32 protein-coding genes are annotated in these 18,868 nt (G+C 32.9%); 30 read left to right on the forward strand and 2 right to left on the reverse strand.

Going from position 1 to position 18,868, the window contains the following annotated elements; all coding sequences use genetic code 11:
* The first annotated feature begins 156 nt into the window (after window positions 1-156).
* From ACVYAD_RS23000 to yneA, 26 genes are all read left to right on the forward strand, one after another.
* Window positions 157-363 carry a hypothetical protein gene (locus ACVYAD_RS23000; protein ID WP_476428075.1) on the forward strand — a complete coding sequence of 69 codons (207 nt, stop codon included), beginning with the start codon at window positions 157-159 and terminating at the stop codon, window positions 361-363.
* A 98-nt stretch (window positions 364-461) separates the two neighbouring features.
* A complete protein-coding gene (locus ACVYAD_RS23005; protein WP_476428076.1) occupies window positions 462-782 on the forward strand; it encodes a hypothetical protein in 321 nt (106 codons plus the stop codon).
* Between the two features lie 26 nt (window positions 783-808).
* Window positions 809-1,327: a hypothetical protein gene (locus tag ACVYAD_RS23010; protein WP_476428077.1), complete on the forward strand. Its 519-nt coding sequence runs from the start codon at window positions 809-811 to the stop codon at window positions 1,325-1,327.
* A gap of 1,050 nt (window positions 1,328-2,377) precedes the next feature.
* Window positions 2,378-2,725 carry a hypothetical protein gene (locus tag ACVYAD_RS23015; protein ID WP_476428078.1) on the forward strand — a complete coding sequence of 116 codons (348 nt, stop codon included), beginning with the start codon at window positions 2,378-2,380 and terminating at the stop codon, window positions 2,723-2,725.
* Between the two features lie 102 nt (window positions 2,726-2,827).
* Window positions 2,828-2,974 (forward strand): hypothetical protein, encoded by a 147-nt coding sequence (locus tag ACVYAD_RS23020; RefSeq protein WP_476428079.1) that lies wholly within the window; start codon window positions 2,828-2,830, stop codon window positions 2,972-2,974.
* A 254-nt stretch (window positions 2,975-3,228) separates the two neighbouring features.
* Window positions 3,229-3,468 carry a DNA-binding protein gene (locus tag ACVYAD_RS23025; protein ID WP_476428080.1) on the forward strand — a complete coding sequence of 80 codons (240 nt, stop codon included), beginning with the start codon at window positions 3,229-3,231 and terminating at the stop codon, window positions 3,466-3,468.
* Window positions 3,469-3,505: 37 nt separating this feature from the next.
* Window positions 3,506-3,697 (forward strand): hypothetical protein, encoded by a 192-nt coding sequence (locus tag ACVYAD_RS23030; RefSeq protein WP_476428081.1) that lies wholly within the window; start codon window positions 3,506-3,508, stop codon window positions 3,695-3,697.
* A 252-nt stretch (window positions 3,698-3,949) separates the two neighbouring features.
* On the forward strand, window positions 3,950-4,198 hold the full coding sequence (locus tag ACVYAD_RS23035; protein WP_476428082.1) for an antitoxin VbhA family protein: 249 nt from the start codon (window positions 3,950-3,952) through the stop codon (window positions 4,196-4,198).
* A 41-nt stretch (window positions 4,199-4,239) separates the two neighbouring features.
* Window positions 4,240-4,995: a Fic/DOC family protein gene (locus tag ACVYAD_RS23040; RefSeq protein WP_476428083.1), complete on the forward strand. Its 756-nt coding sequence runs from the start codon at window positions 4,240-4,242 to the stop codon at window positions 4,993-4,995.
* Between the two features lie 752 nt (window positions 4,996-5,747).
* Complete coding sequence (locus ACVYAD_RS23045; RefSeq protein WP_476428084.1) at window positions 5,748-5,903, forward strand: Spo0E family sporulation regulatory protein-aspartic acid phosphatase; 156 nt, start codon at window positions 5,748-5,750, stop codon at window positions 5,901-5,903.
* 114 nt (window positions 5,904-6,017) lie between these two features.
* Entirely contained in the window at window positions 6,018-6,263 is a 246-nt protein-coding gene (locus ACVYAD_RS23050) for a hypothetical protein (RefSeq protein WP_476428085.1), read from the forward strand.
* A 19-nt stretch (window positions 6,264-6,282) separates the two neighbouring features.
* Window positions 6,283-6,840 carry a hypothetical protein gene (locus ACVYAD_RS23055; RefSeq protein WP_476428086.1) on the forward strand — a complete coding sequence of 186 codons (558 nt, stop codon included), beginning with the start codon at window positions 6,283-6,285 and terminating at the stop codon, window positions 6,838-6,840.
* A gap of 52 nt (window positions 6,841-6,892) precedes the next feature.
* Window positions 6,893-7,165, forward strand: a complete 273-nt coding sequence (locus ACVYAD_RS23060) for a hypothetical protein (RefSeq protein WP_476428087.1) — start codon at window positions 6,893-6,895, stop codon at window positions 7,163-7,165.
* A gap of 52 nt (window positions 7,166-7,217) precedes the next feature.
* Window positions 7,218-7,568: a hypothetical protein gene (locus ACVYAD_RS23065; RefSeq protein WP_476428088.1), complete on the forward strand. Its 351-nt coding sequence runs from the start codon at window positions 7,218-7,220 to the stop codon at window positions 7,566-7,568.
* Window positions 7,569-7,585: 17 nt separating this feature from the next.
* Window positions 7,586-7,834 carry a hypothetical protein gene (locus tag ACVYAD_RS23070; protein ID WP_476428089.1) on the forward strand — a complete coding sequence of 83 codons (249 nt, stop codon included), beginning with the start codon at window positions 7,586-7,588 and terminating at the stop codon, window positions 7,832-7,834.
* A 308-nt stretch (window positions 7,835-8,142) separates the two neighbouring features.
* Entirely contained in the window at window positions 8,143-8,424 is a 282-nt protein-coding gene (locus tag ACVYAD_RS23075; protein WP_476428090.1) for a hypothetical protein, read from the forward strand.
* Window positions 8,414-8,629 (forward strand): hypothetical protein, encoded by a 216-nt coding sequence (locus tag ACVYAD_RS23080; protein WP_476428091.1) that lies wholly within the window; start codon window positions 8,414-8,416, stop codon window positions 8,627-8,629. Before ACVYAD_RS23075 ends, ACVYAD_RS23080 begins: the two co-directional genes overlap by 11 nt.
* A gap of 596 nt (window positions 8,630-9,225) precedes the next feature.
* Complete coding sequence (locus tag ACVYAD_RS23085; RefSeq protein WP_476428092.1) at window positions 9,226-9,378, forward strand: hypothetical protein; 153 nt, start codon at window positions 9,226-9,228, stop codon at window positions 9,376-9,378.
* A gap of 174 nt (window positions 9,379-9,552) precedes the next feature.
* The gene (locus ACVYAD_RS23090; protein WP_476428093.1) at window positions 9,553-9,729 is read left to right on the forward strand and encodes a hypothetical protein; all 177 of its coding nucleotides are present in this window, start codon (window positions 9,553-9,555) and stop codon (window positions 9,727-9,729) included.
* 119 nt (window positions 9,730-9,848) lie between these two features.
* A complete protein-coding gene (locus ACVYAD_RS23095) occupies window positions 9,849-10,097 on the forward strand; it encodes an LPD11 domain-containing protein (RefSeq protein WP_476428094.1) in 249 nt (82 codons plus the stop codon).
* Between the two features lie 393 nt (window positions 10,098-10,490).
* Window positions 10,491-10,961 (forward strand): hypothetical protein, encoded by a 471-nt coding sequence (locus ACVYAD_RS23100; RefSeq protein ID WP_476428095.1) that lies wholly within the window; start codon window positions 10,491-10,493, stop codon window positions 10,959-10,961.
* Between the two features lie 39 nt (window positions 10,962-11,000).
* A complete protein-coding gene (locus ACVYAD_RS23105) occupies window positions 11,001-11,237 on the forward strand; it encodes a hypothetical protein (protein WP_476428096.1) in 237 nt (78 codons plus the stop codon).
* Window positions 11,238-11,444: 207 nt separating this feature from the next.
* Window positions 11,445-11,567, forward strand: coding sequence for a hypothetical protein (locus ACVYAD_RS23110; protein ID WP_476428097.1), 123 nt, complete (start codon window positions 11,445-11,447; stop codon window positions 11,565-11,567).
* Window positions 11,568-11,710: 143 nt separating this feature from the next.
* A complete protein-coding gene (locus tag ACVYAD_RS23115; protein WP_476428098.1) occupies window positions 11,711-11,992 on the forward strand; it encodes a hypothetical protein in 282 nt (93 codons plus the stop codon).
* Complete coding sequence (locus ACVYAD_RS23120; protein WP_476428099.1) at window positions 11,985-12,167, forward strand: hypothetical protein; 183 nt, start codon at window positions 11,985-11,987, stop codon at window positions 12,165-12,167. Before ACVYAD_RS23115 ends, ACVYAD_RS23120 begins: the two co-directional genes overlap by 8 nt.
* A 94-nt stretch (window positions 12,168-12,261) precedes the next feature.
* Window positions 12,262-12,561, forward strand: coding sequence for a cell division suppressor protein YneA (gene yneA, locus ACVYAD_RS23125; RefSeq protein ID WP_476428100.1), 300 nt, complete (start codon window positions 12,262-12,264; stop codon window positions 12,559-12,561).
* Window positions 12,562-13,080: 519 nt separating this feature from the next.
* Here yneA and ACVYAD_RS23130 read toward each other — a convergent pair.
* The gene (locus ACVYAD_RS23130; RefSeq protein WP_476428101.1) at window positions 13,081-13,641 is read right to left on the reverse strand and encodes a hypothetical protein; all 561 of its coding nucleotides are present in this window, start codon (window positions 13,639-13,641) and stop codon (window positions 13,081-13,083) included.
* A 75-nt stretch (window positions 13,642-13,716) separates the two neighbouring features.
* Window positions 13,717-15,207, reverse strand: coding sequence for a DUF3801 domain-containing protein (locus ACVYAD_RS23135; protein ID WP_476428102.1), 1,491 nt, complete (start codon window positions 15,205-15,207; stop codon window positions 13,717-13,719).
* Window positions 15,208-15,467: 260 nt separating this feature from the next.
* Between ACVYAD_RS23135 and ACVYAD_RS23140 the strand changes: the two genes are divergently transcribed.
* From ACVYAD_RS23140 to ACVYAD_RS23155, 4 genes are all read left to right on the forward strand, one after another.
* Window positions 15,468-16,175: a plasmid mobilization protein gene (locus ACVYAD_RS23140; protein WP_476428103.1), complete on the forward strand. Its 708-nt coding sequence runs from the start codon at window positions 15,468-15,470 to the stop codon at window positions 16,173-16,175.
* Between the two features lie 17 nt (window positions 16,176-16,192).
* Complete coding sequence (locus tag ACVYAD_RS23145; RefSeq protein ID WP_476428104.1) at window positions 16,193-17,506, forward strand: relaxase/mobilization nuclease domain-containing protein; 1,314 nt, start codon at window positions 16,193-16,195, stop codon at window positions 17,504-17,506.
* 75 nt (window positions 17,507-17,581) lie between these two features.
* On the forward strand, window positions 17,582-17,785 hold the full coding sequence (locus ACVYAD_RS23150; RefSeq protein ID WP_476428105.1) for a hypothetical protein: 204 nt from the start codon (window positions 17,582-17,584) through the stop codon (window positions 17,783-17,785).
* 225 nt (window positions 17,786-18,010) lie between these two features.
* Window positions 18,011-18,826 carry a hypothetical protein gene (locus ACVYAD_RS23155; RefSeq protein ID WP_476428106.1) on the forward strand — a complete coding sequence of 272 codons (816 nt, stop codon included), beginning with the start codon at window positions 18,011-18,013 and terminating at the stop codon, window positions 18,824-18,826.
* Window positions 18,827-18,868 lie beyond the last annotated feature (42 nt).

Genomic DNA, 18,868 nt, shown 5'->3' on the forward strand with positions numbered 1-18,868 from the left:
TAATGTTAACATTGCTATTTTTTATTATAGTGTTAGTTTTAATGAAATTTAACATTATTTAAATTGAGGTAAAGTAAAAATTCTCAAATAGTGATTTTAAAAACAATTACAGAAATGATTTTAGAACCATATTACGCAATAAGTAGGGGAATAAAAATGGAGATTCCTAAAGAAATTAAGGACAGTATAAGAAAGTCTGCTAGAGCGTTCCGAATGGCAAGAGAACACGAAAGAATAGTAAGGGGATGGCTAGAAAAACAGGGTCTTGAAAATGACGGAACACATGATGCTTGGATTGATAGCGTTGAAATGGGGAATGGGGATTCGAAATACTTTATTGATTTTATTGAAAAATATTGTTGAAAAATTTGAAGATAAAACTATTTAACTTTTTTACAAACATCGTGACTTTTTTATAAACGTCGCAACTTTATTTCAATTCTACAAAAGGGGTTTTGAAAATGGGGAAAAGTAAAGCTGTTTTCAAGTTTAGGGATGAAATGAACGAGATGTGGTCTGCTAAGGAGATGGAAAGACTTCAGAAATTTTCAAGAGAGTTTAATGAACTAGCTAATCAAGGTAGAGTTCTAGGGCAATATACAGTAACTCAAAGATTATCAATGGTTCAACGATTACATTTATTGCAAGGAACAAAGGAACAAATGTTACTTACTTGTTCAATGCAACAGTTGCCTCTGTTGCCTGTAACTGATGGGGATTACAATGCTCTTGTTTTTGCTGAAACAGGAAGAGGAATAAGCTGTAAAGTAAGTAAATATTAAATGTTTAGGTTGTCAGGAGTGTTGATATGAAAAAAGCTACCCGAAAAATTTTAGAAAAGTTCCCTGATTTTGAAAATTATATATATGCTTACGAAAACATGTTGCTAGTCCATGATGCATTGAAAAATTTGGACAGTGTGCAATCGACCTTTTTAAAATTAGTTTGGTTCTTTGAAAATCCTGAACAGGAGAATTTTGATCTCCGTTTGTTGTATCTTAATTTAGATAATGATTGGTTAGAATTTGCTTTAGAATTGATTACGGAATACTTCCGTGAAGATACTTTATTAATTCGAGAACCTTCCTTTGCGTTAATAAAGGACGGTTCATCTTATTTCAGTTTAACGCAATTTGCTGATTACTTAACAGCGCAAGGGTTGCGATATGATCGCCAGAAATTAAATTTGTATTATAGTCGTGGATTAGTACCGAAGCCTGATCTTGTTATTGCTGGTGTGAAATATTGGTCTAAAAAAACTATTGAAGAGTATAAAAATCAGGAAGAAATTCGTCTGAAACCTAAAAATAAGGTGAAAAAGGAGTAGTAACGTATATTCTAAACTAATAATGTAGCTACACAACCGTCCATGAAATAACATTTCGAACAAATTGTGTAGCAAGAGGACGGAGTAAAATACATTGAATGTAAAAAATCTATGGTTAGGTACATCTATTTTTTTGAGTTTAATAGTTTTGGTTGTTGGTATCCTCATGTTCGTTATCGGGCTTTATTTTAAAATGAGGAAAAACAATAATCTTTATATGAGAAATGGTTCATTTCTTGTGATTGGCTCCATTGCTATTCTTATCTTTGTTTGGTATTTGTCATCTAGGATGTGAAATCACCAGGTTATTGCTCTCAAACACTTATTGTATATTAACAACTGATCCTCCTTTAGGTGGATCTTTATTTCTTGAGAAGTAGTTTTTAAAGTGAGCTCAGACACAATGAAAAATAAATTATCGAATTTTTATTTGCTCTCATTTATTTGAGGGCTTTTTTGTTAATTAAAAGATAAAAAGATTAAAGCTTTACTTCGGGCGGCAGCACTACAGATTGTAGAAATATGGCCATCTACGGTAAGGCGTGTAGATAGCCATATTTCAACATTCTGTACGTGTCACTGTGGCACTAAACGGCTCGATAACTAGGGTCTGTACGGCTCATGCTTCGCCTACATGCCCTAAGTTCCTGATCCGTTTACCTATCGGCACGCACCCCATGAGCCGAAAACCTTAAGACCATAAGAATAGGGAATTTTCAGCTGAAGCAGAAAATAGCGTCGCTATGCTCCTTACTTTTTCCCTTTGCCTTCCGAATCGTAAAACAGCGCAAGCCGTCTAAGCTTCCTGCAGGTCGAGCCTCCTAGGCTACGCCCTCCACCTGCAGGAAGCTAAGACAGCGAGCCAGTCGTTCAAGGGCGGAAAAACTTTTTGCTTAAGAACGCTACGCAACAGCAAAAACTTTTACCGAAAGCCCCCTTGACCAACTGTCTATACGTGTTTTTCGTTCTCCATGTCAAAGGGGAAAAATAATCCCCTTTGGGAACTAATTTCGCTTCTACAGGCAAAGCGAAAAAAAGGAGTAAATTAACATGACGAAAACACTAAACATTAATGAGATACTTCATAACGGATTTTTTACAGTAACAGCAAATTTTGATATGGCAAGCTATGGTGATTTACAAGTAGAGAGTTTTCTACAACTTGAAAAAGCTATCGAATTTGCCAAAACGATGAAAGAAAATTTTTTAAATGAAATTCCTGATAACGGTTCATTAGATGAAGAAGATTCAATCCAAGAGCATGAGGGTTATTACGACAGTGACCCAAATGTGCATTTTTACTTTTATGGTGTATCTGAAAATGGTGAGAATTCTGTCGCAGTTATGGTTACTCAAACGACTTTTATGGATGATAAAGCTTTATCTTTCGCCGGATGAAAGGAGGTGAATAATGGAAAAAGAGTCAAAAAATTATACAATATCTATTTACATTTATAAATAGATATTGTATAATAAGTATATAAAGGAGGTGAATATTAAGTGGATGTATTTGAAAAAGTCCTTGCGCTTGTCGCACTTGTTGCAACGGCATTTAAAGCTTTCACGTCAGGCTTTAAAGACATTCACGACATGAAGCAAGGAAAAAAGAAAAAGCGACGTTCCACCGCAAAGAAGAACCGTCGCTAATATCGGGAAGGGGGTTAACACCCCTTCTTTAATAAAATTATAACACATCCACTTAATTGTATATATGAAAAAGGTATTCGAAAAATTTGGTTATGTAAATATGGCTTTACTATTTGCTGGTACAGTTATAATACTGAAGTATGTTGATCTCCAAGAAAGCCCAACCTTTAGTAATGTATTACTAGCCCTGTATGGGACCACAATTTTAATCCACGCTATAAGACTTACGTTTATAATTAAAGTGAGGTGAAATTGTGAAATATAAATTTGAATCAACTGAAGAACTTCTTGGATTTTTAAATGAAGAACTAGTGTCCGGAACTGAAGCAGCGTTGATATTAGAAATATCAACGGCCCGGCTTGGACAATTAGTGAAAGATGGAAAATTAATAGTTGCTAAAGAACAACCTAAAATGTTTTTAAAAAGCATGCTCCTGGAGAAAAAAGCCGAACTTGAATTACTTCGAAAAAAATATAGACCTTATGAGGGTTAATCGATAAAAAATGTGCAGTGAAGGAAGGATGAAAGAGATGTCTAAAAAACCAAAAACAGTTGGAGAAATGATTACCGTTCTACGTAAGTACAATAAAGATTATCCACTACGAATTGAACTTATTAAGAACGATGGTAATGAATCCTTACATGCTCAAATTGATGATGTGTATAGAGGTGAAAACATAATCACTGATAAAGAAACGGTGTTTATTAGATTCGAAGCTTAATGAACAATTTGAGGATTATATTGAGGTGATTTAATGAAAGAAAAAGATGAAAATATGGAAATCGTAAAACAGGCTGGTACTGTTGCACCTGTAATCGGCGTTTCAATGGGTGTTATAGGTCTAGTTTTATGGCTTTATGAGCTTTTTTAAAATTAATCGAAAAACGCAATTAAAGTAGTTTTTACTGTACATTTTGAGGGAAATGGTTATATATGTGTTTTAAAAAACATAATGAAAATAAGGAGGAATAATATGAGTACTATAGTTGCACCACCGAGGAGGAAGAGTGTGAATGAATATAGCCTGGCAAATACAACTAGAGAAGAACGTGCGAAAAGATCAGCAGAAGCAGAAGCAATTAACAGCCTAGGAGCTAATCCGGTAGCACCTGAAGATCAGGAACTATTTCAAAGGCATATTGAAGGTGAGTTGGAGATTGAGGAAGTTACACAAATGTTGATTGATAAATACAAAAAATCTCCTAAAGCTCTGAATGATTAACTTCAGAGCTTTTTTGAAATTAATTAGGGAGAGTGATAAAGGTGAAAGATGATTACTTAATACCGAATAGCCTTGTGTTAAAAAACAAATTAAATATTACAGAACAAGAAGAATTAGATAAAGCTGAATCTGCTATCTCCAAAGCAAAACTACATACAGTTAATGAAGTTAAAGGGGATTATGATTATAAACATTTAATGGACATACATAAGCACATTTTGGGAGATATTTATGAATGGGCCGGAAATCCTCGTTTGATGGATATAGAAAAGCCAGAACCAATACTTTATGGTAAAAGTGTCCAATATGGTTATCATAAACTAATTCCTAATGAAGTTGAAGCAGCCATTAACGAATTAAAAAATGTGAATTGGAGTAATTTAAATACATATGAACAGAAAGCAGAAGCGTTCTCTAAAAATATGGCTACGCTATGGCAAGTACACCCTTTCCGTGAAGGTAATACTCGAACTGTAACGGAATTTTGTATACAATATGCAGCTACTCAAGATATATTTTTAGACCGAAAGCTATTCGCAGAAAATGCTACATATACTCGAAAAGCCCTTGTTATGGCAAGCATCGAGCCATACTCTGAATTTGAACATTTGAATAGAATTGTTAAGGACGCTATGGAGACCGGAGATAAGACCAGGTTAAGCGTTAAAGAAAAAACCGAACAAACTAAATCATCATACAATGATATTTTTTCTTTAAAAGGCCTTAAAGAGATTGATGCTAAAATTAAAGAACAGGATCGCCAAGTTAAAGAAAAGAAAAGTGATCTATCACGTTAAATGTAGGGTTACATACCAAGTTCGCCTTAAGGCGGGCTTTTTTTCTTAAGAATAAGTTTTTATGATTTCCTGCTCCAGGAACGCTCAGACATAATCAAAAATAAATTATCGGATTTTTATTTGCTCTCATTCATTTGAGAGCTTTTTTAATTGATTAAAAGATAAAAAGATTAAAACCTTACTATGGGCGACAGCACTACAGATTGTAGATATATGGCCATCTACGGTAAAGCGTGTAGATAGCCATATATCAACACTCTGTACGTGTCACTGTGGCACTAAACGGCTCGATAACTAGGGTCTGTATGGCTCATGCTTCGCCTACATGCCCTAAGTTCCTGATCCGTTTACCTATCGGCACGTACCCCATGAGCCGAAAACCTTAAGACCATGAGGAAAGGAAATTTTCAGCTGAAGCAGAAAATAGCGTCGCTATGCTCCTTACTTTTTCCCTTTGCCTTCCGAATCGTAAAACAGCGCAAGCCGTCTAAGCTTCCAGCAGGTCGAGCCTCCTAGGCTACGCCCTCCACCTGCAGGAAGCTAAGACAGCGAGCCAGTCGTTCAAGGGCGGAAAAACTTTTTGCTTAAGAACGCTACGCAACAGCAAAAACTTTTACCGAAAGCCCCCTTGACCAACTGTCTATACGTGTTTTTCGTTCTCCATGTCAAAGGGGAAAAATAATCCCCTTTGGGAACTAATTTCGCTTCTACAGGCAAAGTGAAAAATAACAAAAAGAAAGGAGAGCAAAAAAATGAAAAAGCTCAATGAAAAAATCAATAAAAAACGAGAAGAAATGATAAACGTAGCTGAAAAATTGGGGTTACAGTCTCCGGCAGTATTAGCTATATCACAGGAACTAGATATTTTAATCAATGAGTATTTTGCACGAAATGCTAATTTAAAGTAAAAAAGCCGATTGCTTTAAGCAACCGACTGGGACGAAAGATTGCGACACCCTTCGTCCCTCTATTTTAACATAACACTAGGCGCTTTGCCAAAAGCAAAAGGAGATTGAAACAACATGAAAGATTACATGAAAAAATACCTTTACACATTATTAGAAGAAAAAGGCGTAGACCTGGACGAAACTTTTAATATTGATGCTAACGGCAACTTGAATATTTTTGAGTATGGCGCAGTGATTGAAGCTATCTTAAGCGCTTCAGAAGAAGAGCAGCGAGCAATTAAAAAAATGCTATTAATGATTGATTTTAGAAATGGTGATATTAAGCATTATTTGCGCCATCTAGCGCAAGCACTTGTTTAAGAGAAGGGGAGTTGTACTAATGGTAAGACTATTTGATAAAGAACACGTTAAATGTGTTTTAGATAATAAAATATACGGTTTTGATTCAGATTCAGGAAGAGTTACGTGCGATATAGAGAAAAAAGAATGCGATTTTGATAGATACCACTTTGAAAAACGTTCAAAAGAAATGGCGGTAACAGTAGATTTTATAGAAAAGAAAATTTCAGGTGACATGATTGCCTACGGTGAACATGGTGGAATGGAATTGAGTGAATGTATCGAGTTGCTGAAAACATTAGAGCCACATGAAATTATACGTGATTTCAGTAGTTTGGTGAATTTTTCAATGGCGGAGTTGGAAAAAAGGTCTAGAGCAATGGGGCATAAGTTTATAGCAAAAGCAAACTATCCGTTGGGTATGGAGCCGTCAGAAGAGTTATCGTTAGATGCTCATGAAGGTGAAACATTACAAATCATTGAGTGCGCTCAGGAAACAAATCAATACAAACTTCTGAATACTTCATTAGAAGCACCGGAAGCATGGTTTATTGTTTCACCAGAGGATTTAGATACATTGGCAGGTGGAAAGGGCTAGAAATACTAGCCCTGATAACTTGAAAAGAGCGAAAAAGAGAGGGAGTTTTTAAATGGCATTACTAAATAGTGAGCAAATTATTTACGAACAAGGAAATCAAAAACTTGACTTTGATAGATATAACTTTGAAACACGTTCTCAAATTGCAACAAAAGAAACTTCGGTAGTAGTCAATTTTAATAAAAATGAAATTTCGGGTGACAGAATCGCTTACGGTTCATGGGATGACATTGAGGTGGATGAATGTATTGAGCTATTGGAAACATTGCAGCCACATGAAGTCCTACGTGATTTTAGTAGTTTAATAAACCAGTACAAGAAATGAAAAACAAAGGGCTAGTAAACTAGCCCTGGTAACTTAAAAGGAGCAAATTAAAATGACTAAAATAAAATTATATCCAAAGAAAGTTCAAATAAAAGATATAGAGATAATCGAATGGGTAGATATAGAGGGAAAAGAACATTTTCCACGCTATTGTCACAAATGCGGTGAGGGAATGTATCAAGGTCATATTTTAGAAAGTGGCTGTTATTTTGACCCTGGATGTTTCGAGAAACGTTTCACGGAGGAAGAAGCAACTGAAATGTATGAAACTGGTATTCAATATTATACAGAATGGGATGAAAGTGATTTTGACCAAAACGTTTATGAATTAGTGGAAAATCAAACGAACTTTATGGATGCTTTATCTTTTATGGATGCATTATCTTTTGTAAGTCGAAAATAGAGAAAGAAGGTTGTTCAATGGGAACGTATAAAATGGTTAGTTTGAAAGGCTTACAGTTTTCTAATGGTAAAGGGGTTATTTGTGAATTAACTGGATTCCACGGCTTATTTATTGAGGGGAGAGGGTATATTTCATTTAAAGATAATGACAAAAAAGAGATTGTTAAAACACCTTATGCAAACACAAAAAAAGTTCTTCAGGAAATTATTGACGCTGGAGGGTTAACCGATTTTTCTAATGTTGAGTTTTTACATCCTATTAATTAGAAATATTTAGGGTGTAGGGCTGTGAGACGATTCGAGAAGGTCTTTTATGTAGACTGGTTCAACTCGAATCGTTTCATAGATGGAAACCTGATCAATCCGATTTTGGCCGCCAACACCAACATGATCCAGGAGAGCAAAGGACGCTCTCTAGGATTCTGTAGGTGTTGAACTGGTGTGTCATTACCTCATATTGCTTTTTTTGAGCCTTTTAAAATAGAAGTTCAAAACATTCAATATATGTGTATATACAAAATGTATATACACATATATAATTTAACTAAAATAGGAAAATAAGGGTGTGCTTATTTATGAACGAAATTATTTGGAATGTAAGTGGCCAAGATGAGTATGATTTTGATTATTTATTAAAATTAACCGATGCAGATTTTGTTAGAGCTGTTAAGAGAGATGCTTCTAATCTTCAATCTATAAAAGTGACTAATTATTCTTTGGTAGTACAAGTTTTGGTAGTAACTTCTGCTGCCGTCTATATTCATTTATACCAAAAAGATGATAAGACAAAAACTTTTAGCATGTTGACTTGTGTTGATATTGATTGGATTGGTAGTGTTATGCGAAATGTCGAATAAAACCTTTCAACGTAATTACCGAATGGATAAAATAACATTGGCTTATCTAGATGCAATGGAGAAGAAGTTGGAATTGCAAAATGAAAAAGTGAATCATACTGATTTAGTAAAACAAGGTGTAGCTTATTTAGCGAATTATATTCTCGATAATGACGAAATTAATAATATAAAAATGGAACTGCTATTTAATGATTTTGGTAATTAATTATGTGATACCTGGTTTAATCAGCTGGAGTTTTGCATGAATTTTAATAAAATGCATTAATAATGAAAGTCGTTGGGCGTCAGCACCAACAGGCTACCAGGAGAGCAAAAAACGCTCTCTAGGTATCTGTAGGTGTCGCTTCGGCATTAAATGGCCCGATAACCACCAGCTGTACGCTTACGCTACACCTGGTAGGTTCCTGTTCCATTTACCTCCGGCCATACCGAACGAGCCGGAAAGAAGAAGATCCTAAAAGAATAAAGAAAAAAGGAAGGCAGCCAAAAAACGGCTGCTTTTATTGTGGATTTTTTCCCTTTGGCGCAGCGCAATCTACCAACTTAACGCCTGACATCGGCCTGGAATTGGGCGAGCCTCGCTACTCTTCCCAATCCCCTGCCGTGCAGGCGTAACACAGCTCCAGCAAGGGGCAAAAAATTTTTTCTAAGCATGCCTGAAGGCAGAAAAACTTTTTGTGCTGTTAACCCTTGCTTCGCTCTGTTGGCGTTGGTTAGCCTGCAGCAACCAAAGGGGAAAAATTATCCCTTTTGGGGAACATTTAGCGCTTTGCCAAAAGCAAAAAAAGGAGAAATAAAAACATGGGAATATTAGAAAAAGGTAATCTACCTAACGGTACTAAAATCCAAATTGAAGATTGGAGCAAAGATTTTTCGTTTTATTCATATGGTTCTACGCTTGGTACGTATCCGAAATCGAAACAAACTTTAGAAGGTTCTTTTTCACCTAACTAAAATCAAAGTTTCCGTTTTGAACTCAAATTTAACTACTATGATGAAGCAAAAGAAGCCTTTACGAAGCTTTTAAGTGGTGAAAAAACACTAGCAGATTATAAAAATAATTTCACTGAAAAAAAAGAGTATTTGAAATGTATTTAAATAAATTTTAGGGAATGGGGTTAAAAGACAATGGAAAATCAAATTTTAGATATTTTGAAAAGATTAGAGGAGTTTAGAAGCAAAATCAACAGTGGGGAGATTAAAGAGGGCGATAGTGATTGGTTAATAAGTATGTGTGAAGCTGAAGTTGCACGAGGGTATTTTGAAACTAGGGCTGAATGGAGGGAATTGTTAACTAAAAAGTAACCTCTTTTAAAAGAGGGGATTAGATCCACAGCACCAACAGGCTACCAGGAGAGCAAAAAACGCTCTCTAGGTATCTGAGTTAAATATAAATACTGTTTTAAAAAGGGAGCGAATGAAAAATGACAAGACATGAAAATATTCTACAATCAGATGAAAAATTTAGGTACCAATTATTGAGTCGTATGCAAAGTGACTGTAATTATTATTTAGGTTATGGAAACAGAAGTAAAAATGCATTATGGGCAGAGGATGAAAAGGAACAAATTGAAGTTATGAAAGAGTTGTGGAAAAGCTTTGCAGATGATGAAAAGCCAGAATGGTTGACATGGAACGATATTTTGAATTATGAAAATCAAATGATTGGATAAAAAGAATTCTAAATAGTTGGGCGTCAGCACCAACAGGCTACCAGGAGAGCAAAAAACGCTCTCTAGGTATCTGTAGGTGTCGCTTCGGCATTAAATGGCCCGATAACCACCAGCTGTACGCTTGCGCTACACCTGGTAGGTTCCTGTTCCATTTACCTCCGGCCATACCGAACGAGACGAAAAGAAGAAGATCCTAAAAGAATAAAGAAAAAAGGAAGGCAGCCAAAAAAAACGGCTGCTTTTATTGTGGATTTTTTCCCTTTGGCGCAGCGCAATCTACCAACTTAACGCCTGGCATCGGCCTGGAATTGGGCGAGCCTCGCTACTCTTCCCAATCCCCTGCCGTGCAGGCGTAACACAGCTCCAGCAAGGGGCAAAAAACTTTTTCTAAGCATGCCTGAAGGCAGAAAAACTTTTTGTGCTGTTAACCCTTGCTTCGCTCTGTTGGCGTTGGTTAGCCTGCAGCAACCAAAGGGGAAAAATTATCCCTTTTGGGGAACATTTAGCGCTTTGCCAAAAGCAAAAAAGGAGGAAATTAAAATGATAAAAACAGCAAACATAAAAGAAATGAATGAGGAATTCGTTAATGTTTTTGTTATATATGACAATCAATATTTAAAATATGAGGACGCTCTTTTTATACAAGATACTCAAGGGAATATGAATGAACAAATAAAAATCAAAAAAATAGATCGTAAAGTTCCGGTATTCACTATTTACGCAGGTGTGCAAATAGACGCCCTGGTTAACTGTTTGAATTGTGGTCATAAACAAGAAATTAATATAAAGAAAATTTATAAAGATAAATTAGGGAAATTTACGATTTGTGAAAAATGTGATTCTAGCTTTGATTTATGTTTATAGCATTAACAAGTTACTAAGAAAATTGGAGGGTACAGATAAATGAGTAAAGAAATGAATATTAAGGATTTAGAATTATTATATAAGTCATGTCTTTTAACACTTAGAGATTATAAAATTAATTACGCTGAAAAGCATGAAGAATTACTTAATACAATTATTAGTTATACAGATACAGATGCAGTAGAATTGTTAAATGTCATAGAGTCTTTGCATGAACGAATTTACAATCATGAAGATTATAAGCATTATCGACAGTTGGACAGTGAAGAAGATTAGCTTTAACATCGTAAAATTAGGGTTGAAAAAGAAGTATCTTTATATTATAATGATATTAGTTGAGGTTTTATATAAAAGGTAGAACTCATATGAAGAATTTAGCGGGGTTAGCAGTAAGTAATACAATCTTAGAAACAATATGATATATCAAATTTATATATCATATCCAGCTGATAAATATCAGATTATTACAAGGAGGAGAAAAGAATGAACTGTTGGTTATGTGGCGCAGATGTAGATGTAGAAATCATTTACGAAAGTGAATATGTAGGACAGGTTGAAGGCTACGAGTGCAAACATTGTGGTCATACAGGAGAAACAGGCTCATAAAAAGAGATTACGGCATGTGAAGAGCTTTAAAAGCAAAGGGGGCTTAAGCCCCCTAATGATAATTTTAATATCTTTAAACCAGGGCTGAAAACAAAGTATCGTTATATTATAATGATATATATATATCGGAAGAGGTAAGATGAATGAGAGAAAAATATACGATTGCAATAAAAGATAACTTCTCCTGTGGTCTCTTTTATGAAATAGGACATTGTTTCCAATGTGAAATTGAGGGTGATAAAGTTACTCTCAGTAATGACAATGTTTGGTGGACTCAAACGTTACAATTTGCACAGTTTGAGACTGATTTTAAAGAAATGAGCAAAGACGACTATACGACATATGTAGATGCTGTTAATAATGGGGAAGATAAAATGATTGAAACAGTAGTAAAAAAATACTTAGGAGGAATGAAAAATGTCTAAAAAATTGTCTATACTGCAAAAAGAATTAAGAGAAAGGCTTCTTTTACTGCAAGAGGATATTGACGATATTCAGAGTGGTGACGAGTATGAACCGAACATATATAAAGAAACGGTTTTGGAAATTGATTTCTTAAAAAAGACTTTGAACCGTATTTGGGAGATTAAGCATGCTTAGTGTGTAGTTTGTTCAAAAATCTTTATTCAAACATAATTTCTAATTTTTTTAAATTATTATGTATCATTATAATATAAAGATAGGGGTTATATTCATGAAGTTTATAAAAAAATGGGCGTTTCGTTTAGGAGTTTTTTTACTTTTAAGTACAGCAAGTGCTTTTGTTTTAGGTAACCTACTGGAAGAGAAAGAATATATGGAAATAGAAGTACAGCCAGGAGATTCTGTTTGGTCTATTGCTTCTGAATGGGCTCCGAAAGGAGAATATCAAACAACAGCGATGGTTAATTGGATTGTTGAAAAAAATTACATTTGGGATAACGTTATTCATCCGGGAGATACATTAATAATTCCAGTGGAGCAAAAAGAAATCCAATTAGCAAGCCAAAATTAAAAGAGGAGTGTTTCATGATGCATTCATTAATAATAAAGTTCTTTTATTTTAAAAGGATCAAGAGATTAACTCTCATGATCCTTTTTTGATTTTTTTTTTTGGGAACATGAAGTGTTTTTTTATGGTGTAGTTCAAGGGGCATTTTATTAAAACTTTTTGAGTTAATTCGCCTAACCTTGACGTACATCATATATGTTGATTTGAAGTGGTTGTTTACGTATGTTTTTAGCGCGATATACTTGCCTTCTTATTTTTTGGAACAATAACTCACGGATGAAGAAAAAAGTCCTGTAAGCGACTGTGTGGGCTTAAATTTGCAACGTTAATATTTAGAAGTGTGTGAAGCAAAAGCTCCCACAGATAAAATTACAAGAATGATACCAATAACAAATTTTACGAGTGCAAATGAAATTGTGAACGCAAACTTTAATAATTTAAAAGCTGCTATAACAATAAAACTAAAAGTTTTAACAGAAAAATTTAAAACGTTACTTAGAATGTTCATATAAAATCGCTCCTTTATCTTTCAATATCATCTTTTTGTTTCTTTTCCTGACCTTTGCTTGTCTCTTTGCTAGTTAAATTTTTAATAATGTCTAAATCAGCAATAGTTTGAACACTGTTTTTTGTATCATCAATATCTATTCGTTCAGGCACACCATCATTATCTAAATCGACTTCTTTGATGCTTTCGGCATATTTGGCCTTTATTTCATTATCCACTTTTGCTACTACTTCCAACGTGTCTTTTCCTAATTTTTTTTGTAATTCATTAGGTTTAATAGCTGACAGATTCTTAAGGAATCTGTTTTTATACTTTCCTTCAAATAACTTTTGGTATGAAGGGAATTCTATGGTTTGAAAATCTAAGTTTTCCTTTGTTAAAAAATCGAATTCCTTCAAATCATGATCTTCGGTGTTTTCTAGTTCTGCTAATCGAGTAGCATTGATTTCATAAACGACAGCCCCAGTAACATTTAAATATATATCTTCGCAATAATTCTTTTCAAATTCACAGAGTTTTTGATAAGCTAGTTCCTTTTCGATAGGTTCAATTTTATCTAAAATCATTTCATCCATAAAGAAAAAACACTCCTTCATTTTAAAATAAAACGATAGGCGTAAAACACGACTATCGTTTTTCTGATTGTAAGATTATCTTTCTAAAGATGGCTTTCGAGTTTTCTCTTGGTCATTTTCTTTTTGTTCGGACTTAATTTTGGAATCAATTTCTTTGACACCTTTCATTGAAAAAACTGCTGAAGACTTTTGTTGTTCAGTTTGTTTATTCGTTATTACATTATTAACTGTTGCGCTGACTTTATCAGCGTGTAATCTTCCTTCAGGAGCTATTCTTGCTGTAGATATATTTTTATTATACAATTCTCGAACTTTTTCAAATTCAGCTTCGCTGAAGTTTTCTTTTAGATTTCTCAATTTATTAGCATATTCGTTAGTTGGCTTGTCTGCAAAAGCGTTATTTAACGATTCAACTTCTGCATCGTTTATTTTCATAAATAATTCTTGTTCTTTTGGTGTAAGTTGATTAAATATATTATCCATCCTTTGTTCAGGACTTAAGTTTTTATCTACTTCAATCTGAACATTATCTTTTTGTGAATCATCCATAATGGTTCTACTAATTATATCAGGATTAATTTTTTTTCCTGGAGATACATTTTCGTTATGCAATTTAGAAACTTTTTCAATTTCAGGTTCGCTGAATTTTTCTTTTAATTTATCTAGTTTTTTGGATTCTTTATAAGTAGGTTTATCGGCAAAATGATTGTCCAATGATTCTACTTCTGCTGCGTTTATTTGCATAAATAAATCTTGTTCTTTTGGTGTAAGTTCATTAAATATATTATCCATCCTTTGTTCAGGACTTAAGTTCTTATTTACTTCAATCTGAACATTGTCCTTTTGTGAATCATCTTTACTTGTTTCGTCTACATTTAAAGTGATTTCTTTGTTCCCGTATTGATTATTAAATAATTCCTCTACACGTTTAATTTCTTCCGCATAAAGTGTTCTTTTTACATCATCTAATTCTTGTAGTTTTGTAAATAATAATTTTTCTTTTGAAGATAAATTATTTAATTTTTCATTTAAAGTATTTATTTTATCAACTTTTTCAGGAGAGGCTGTTTGATCGTATAATTCTTTAACTTCTTTAACTTTTTCATTTGGTAATTCATCTTTTAAATTATTCACATCTAATTGTAGGTTTTTTACTTGCTCATTTTCTAAAACATTACTTTTGCTTTCTAGTACATTTTTTAAAGCTTTTTCAATAATATTTGCTTGTTCAGCAGCAAAGAAAAATGAATAATTATCTTTTCCAGTTTTAACAACAGAAAAATCCACACCCATTTTTTTTAATTCTTTTTGATAGTCATTTAATTGCTGCTTTGTTATATTTTCATCTAAAGCAACAACCCCGTCTTTATGTTTATTCAATAAGTCAGTAATTTTTTGTTTACCTTCTTTTGTATTGTTATCAATTACGAAATTTTGTTCTTCTTTATTCTTCCCTAACATTTCAATCAGTGATTCCAAAACTTTTAATATAAGTTGCTCACTCAATTTAACCCCCTGTGAAAGGATCTCTATACTTGCTTGTGTATGTTCATCAACTGACGCCATTTTTTCTTTTCCTCCTTTATGATATTTACCTATATTATAACATCTACATGGAAAAAATGATATAATTAGGAACGTAAAATATGGGTTTTTAAGTAAAGGGCAAGCTACGGGATTACCATGGTAATCCCCAAAAACGTTGTTTTTGACTTGGTAGGAGATTCCTACGACCTTTACAAATATTTAGCTGTTATTTTTGGGAAATAAGCAGCTATATTTGTTGTCGCTACGCTCGAATTTTTAAAAGGTTGGGAGGCTTTTTTATGTTTATAAATAAAACTTATTTTCAACTAAGTGTTACAGAAGATGAAAAAAAATATCTAAAGGAAAAAGCAAAAGAATTAGGGTATAAGAGTGTGTCTGCTTTCGTAATTGACAGTGCTAAAAGCCAATTCAAAATTGAAATTGATATGAAAGTTTATAGAGAATTAACCAAAGAAATTAACTACATTGGAAAGAATGTAAATAGCTTAATAAGAAGGATAAATACAGACGGATTTTATTCAGATAATGACATTGATTTTTTAAGAACAAATCAAAAAATGATTATTAGTTTGATGAATAAAGAATATGACCGTTTACTTAATTTGAAACAGAAATATACTAGCGAAAATCTAAGTATAAAAGAAAAAGAAAATTTGATTAAAGCATTGCAACAAAATGAAATTGATGTACCCTTAAAAGTAGTCCTGGAAGAAGTTTTCGAACAAATAAAAGATGATTTCCTTTATATTGGCGAAGCTATTGAAAATTCACCTGAACAAGAAAAAGAAGTTGCTGATTATGTTTGGGAGTATTTATATGGGAATACGCTTTTTGAATTAGACAAAAATAAACTGATTGAGTTCGCTAATAAAATCTTTATCTTTACTCAAAAATTAAAAATGAAATTGTTGAAACTAGACAATGTATTTGATGATGATGATTGGTTCTCTTTGAAAGACATTTTAGATGAATACGAAATTTATTGATTAAGGATTGATTTAATATGTCTATCGTTAAAATACAACAGGTTAGAAGTTTAAGAGCTGCAGTTAAATACAGCATGCAAGATCATAAGACAAATGAGGATTTAGTGACTTCATTTGAATGCAATATTGAAACGATTGAACGTGATTTTAAAAGTGTGCTTTATGATTACAATGGAAAGAAAAACAGCAACAAAGATATGAGCGCAAGAATGATAATTCAATCGTTTGATAGTGATGATAATTTAACGCCTGAACAAGCTCACCAGTATGGTGTAGAGCTGGCTGAAAATTATTTGAAAGGTAAGCATCAATTTGTTGTTATAACGCACACAGAAACCGACAACCTCCATAACCATATTATTTTTAACTCGATTAACTTTGAGGACTTAATAATGTTTAATAGTAAAAGGCAACATACTATCAATGATCTAAGGATGGAAAATGACAAGGTATCTAAAGAACACGGATTAAATATTATTGAAGGTGGACGAAGAAAAGAAATTACTTTTAATGAATATGTAGCAAGAGCAAAGAAGCAATCTTTTAAAGGGAAAATAGAGGGAATAATTGATGATACCATTTTAAAATCTAACTCTTTTGAAGAATTTTTAGATCTCATGAATAAACAAGGATATGAAAGCAAGATGGGGAAATACTTATCCTTTAAAAACCCTAGGTCAAACAAATTTATGAGAACAAAAATGTTAGGCATGAACTACTTTGAATCATCTATTAAATACCGGATTGCTAATAAAGATTATATACCACTTAAACAGACCTTTATTGACAAACGATGGATTGATAAATCACAAGCTAAATTTAAAAATAATAAGGGTTTACAAAGATGGGCCACTAAACAAAATATTAATTACTTAAATGAAATAAGCAGCAAGCTATATAAACAAAATATTACACTTCGAGAGTTAAATGAAATTGAAATCAAAAAAGAAAACTTAATAAGTGGTTTTGAAAAGCAGCTTGAATTAATCGACGGTGAAATTTTCAAACTGGAGAAGATGAAGGATTGCTTCGATATTTATCAAAGTAGTTATTCGTTAATTAAAGAATACAAAGAAGCTGATGATAAAACGGAATTTAAACAGACCAATTACTCGAAGTTCAAGCAATATGATACTGCTAAACGTGATATAAATTACTTGAAAAAACATTATGATGTTACGGACGCTGCAGGGCTAAATTATAAAGTATCTCTTATGACAGAAGAACGGAATTTACTTTATGGAAGTTTAGGGAAAGATAGAGAAAAAGTAAAAGGATTAGAGAAAACAAAAACACAAAAGAATCAAAGGGAACATGAGAATGAACGGTGAAAAAGATGTAAGTAGATATGTTATGATATATTTTTAAATGCAAAGGGGTAATAAATATGAGGGAGTGAGATTTTTTTGTCGATATGGGACGACTTCATGACTGCTCGTGAAGCAAGTGAAATGCTTGGGAAAAATCCAAAGTATGTTTATCTTCTGTGGAAAAGAGAATCCAAGCTTTTGTTAAAAGGTAGTGTTGAAATGAAAGATACACTTCTTATCACTCAAGAAGGTTATGAACATTTAAAGGCTATAGTAGATAAAAAATCAATGGGCAATTAAGATTTCGCCTATTGATTTTTTTGCTTGATTTATGGGTTTAAAAAAATAAGTCGAATAAATTTAGGTGGAAGAATATATATTAAAATATATTTACTAATTGTTTCTAATAATAGTGTATATATTAAAATATAAAATTGTATATATTAAAATGTATTTACTAATTATTTCTAATAATAGTGTATATATTATAGAATCATAATAACTATAGCGAAAAGAGGGACTGTAATGTTAAAAAGTATAATTGAAACAGCAAAATTGATTTTCACATCAAAAGAATCGAATGAGGTAGATGAAATAACAAAAAATAAACACCAGGAGTCAGAAAAAATCTTGTTCCGTAATTTGAATGAAATATCATCCAAATATGGTGTTTCAGGTGTATACACATTAAATGAACGAATTGGCGCTGATGGTGACAATTTTATTCAGTATGAGTTTCAAGAAGTGGAATCGAAAGTTGAAACATCTATAAAAAAATCTTTTAAGGAAAACTTAGGAACACTTTTCATTATTGATGAAGAAAGAAAGAAAATGATAAATGCTAAGTTTTCACTTAAACAAGATTGGCTAAATTCTCACTTATTGAATAAATCCAGACTATCCAGCGCACCTGATTTTGTATATGAGGTAGAAGGGCAACAGGTTTGGGTAACGTTATCTTCAATTAGAAACCAAGAAGAAGAAGTTGAACATACAAAACACTTAGAATTGCTTTATAAAGCTTTATTTAATGCGGAACAAATAAAAATAGACATTGAAATGGGTAGTGAAATTGAAGAGAAGTGGTACGAGTTAGTGCAATTTAGATTAGATAGAAACTCTCTTTTCCTTGTTATTAGAGATCTGGAGAGCAAAGAATATCATTCTCATGAATTTAAAAATATCTCAAGTATTGATCATATAATTCTAGGAGATGATGAATTAAAATATTGGTTGAGAAAGTTAGACGGAACACCAACAAATCGTTTCTATGTGCCATTTAAAGAAGAAGAACTACTTGCCGAGTATATACAAGTAGATCCGATAATTCATAGATATTAAACTTAAATATTTAAATAACAAATTATAGAACAGTAGATAATA

The organism is Lysinibacillus sp. G1-3 (assembly GCF_056322905.1).

Coding starts and splice junctions, on each gene's coding strand:
- ACVYAD_RS23000 (WP_476428075.1), top strand. CDS start 157: ATGGAGATTCCTAAAGAAATTAAGGACAGTATAAGAAAGTCTGCTAGA.
- ACVYAD_RS23005 (WP_476428076.1), top strand. CDS start 462: ATGGGGAAAAGTAAAGCTGTTTTCAAGTTTAGGGATGAAATGAACGAG.
- ACVYAD_RS23010 (WP_476428077.1), top strand. CDS start 809: ATGAAAAAAGCTACCCGAAAAATTTTAGAAAAGTTCCCTGATTTTGAA.
- ACVYAD_RS23015 (WP_476428078.1), top strand. CDS start 2,378: ATGACGAAAACACTAAACATTAATGAGATACTTCATAACGGATTTTTT.
- ACVYAD_RS23030 (WP_476428081.1), top strand. CDS start 3,506: ATGTCTAAAAAACCAAAAACAGTTGGAGAAATGATTACCGTTCTACGT.
- ACVYAD_RS23035 (WP_476428082.1), top strand. CDS start 3,950: ATGAGTACTATAGTTGCACCACCGAGGAGGAAGAGTGTGAATGAATAT.
- ACVYAD_RS23045 (WP_476428084.1), top strand. CDS start 5,748: ATGAAAAAGCTCAATGAAAAAATCAATAAAAAACGAGAAGAAATGATA.
- ACVYAD_RS23050 (WP_476428085.1), top strand. CDS start 6,018: ATGAAAGATTACATGAAAAAATACCTTTACACATTATTAGAAGAAAAA.
- ACVYAD_RS23055 (WP_476428086.1), top strand. CDS start 6,283: ATGGTAAGACTATTTGATAAAGAACACGTTAAATGTGTTTTAGATAAT.
- ACVYAD_RS23060 (WP_476428087.1), top strand. CDS start 6,893: ATGGCATTACTAAATAGTGAGCAAATTATTTACGAACAAGGAAATCAA.
- ACVYAD_RS23065 (WP_476428088.1), top strand. CDS start 7,218: ATGACTAAAATAAAATTATATCCAAAGAAAGTTCAAATAAAAGATATA.
- ACVYAD_RS23070 (WP_476428089.1), top strand. CDS start 7,586: ATGGGAACGTATAAAATGGTTAGTTTGAAAGGCTTACAGTTTTCTAAT.
- ACVYAD_RS23075 (WP_476428090.1), top strand. CDS start 8,143: ATGAACGAAATTATTTGGAATGTAAGTGGCCAAGATGAGTATGATTTT.
- ACVYAD_RS23080 (WP_476428091.1), top strand. CDS start 8,414: ATGTCGAATAAAACCTTTCAACGTAATTACCGAATGGATAAAATAACA.
- ACVYAD_RS23085 (WP_476428092.1), top strand. CDS start 9,226: ATGGGAATATTAGAAAAAGGTAATCTACCTAACGGTACTAAAATCCAA.
- ACVYAD_RS23090 (WP_476428093.1), top strand. CDS start 9,553: ATGGAAAATCAAATTTTAGATATTTTGAAAAGATTAGAGGAGTTTAGA.
- ACVYAD_RS23095 (WP_476428094.1), top strand. CDS start 9,849: ATGACAAGACATGAAAATATTCTACAATCAGATGAAAAATTTAGGTAC.
- ACVYAD_RS23100 (WP_476428095.1), top strand. CDS start 10,491: ATGCCTGAAGGCAGAAAAACTTTTTGTGCTGTTAACCCTTGCTTCGCT.
- ACVYAD_RS23105 (WP_476428096.1), top strand. CDS start 11,001: ATGAGTAAAGAAATGAATATTAAGGATTTAGAATTATTATATAAGTCA.
- ACVYAD_RS23110 (WP_476428097.1), top strand. CDS start 11,445: ATGAACTGTTGGTTATGTGGCGCAGATGTAGATGTAGAAATCATTTAC.
- ACVYAD_RS23115 (WP_476428098.1), top strand. CDS start 11,711: ATGAGAGAAAAATATACGATTGCAATAAAAGATAACTTCTCCTGTGGT.
- ACVYAD_RS23120 (WP_476428099.1), top strand. CDS start 11,985: ATGTCTAAAAAATTGTCTATACTGCAAAAAGAATTAAGAGAAAGGCTT.
- yneA (WP_476428100.1), top strand. CDS start 12,262: ATGAAGTTTATAAAAAAATGGGCGTTTCGTTTAGGAGTTTTTTTACTT.
- ACVYAD_RS23130 (WP_476428101.1), bottom strand. CDS start 13,641: ATGGATGAAATGATTTTAGATAAAATTGAACCTATCGAAAAGGAACTA.
- ACVYAD_RS23135 (WP_476428102.1), bottom strand. CDS start 15,207: ATGGCGTCAGTTGATGAACATACACAAGCAAGTATAGAGATCCTTTCA.
- ACVYAD_RS23140 (WP_476428103.1), top strand. CDS start 15,468: ATGTTTATAAATAAAACTTATTTTCAACTAAGTGTTACAGAAGATGAA.
- ACVYAD_RS23145 (WP_476428104.1), top strand. CDS start 16,193: ATGTCTATCGTTAAAATACAACAGGTTAGAAGTTTAAGAGCTGCAGTT.
- ACVYAD_RS23155 (WP_476428106.1), top strand. CDS start 18,011: ATGTTAAAAAGTATAATTGAAACAGCAAAATTGATTTTCACATCAAAA.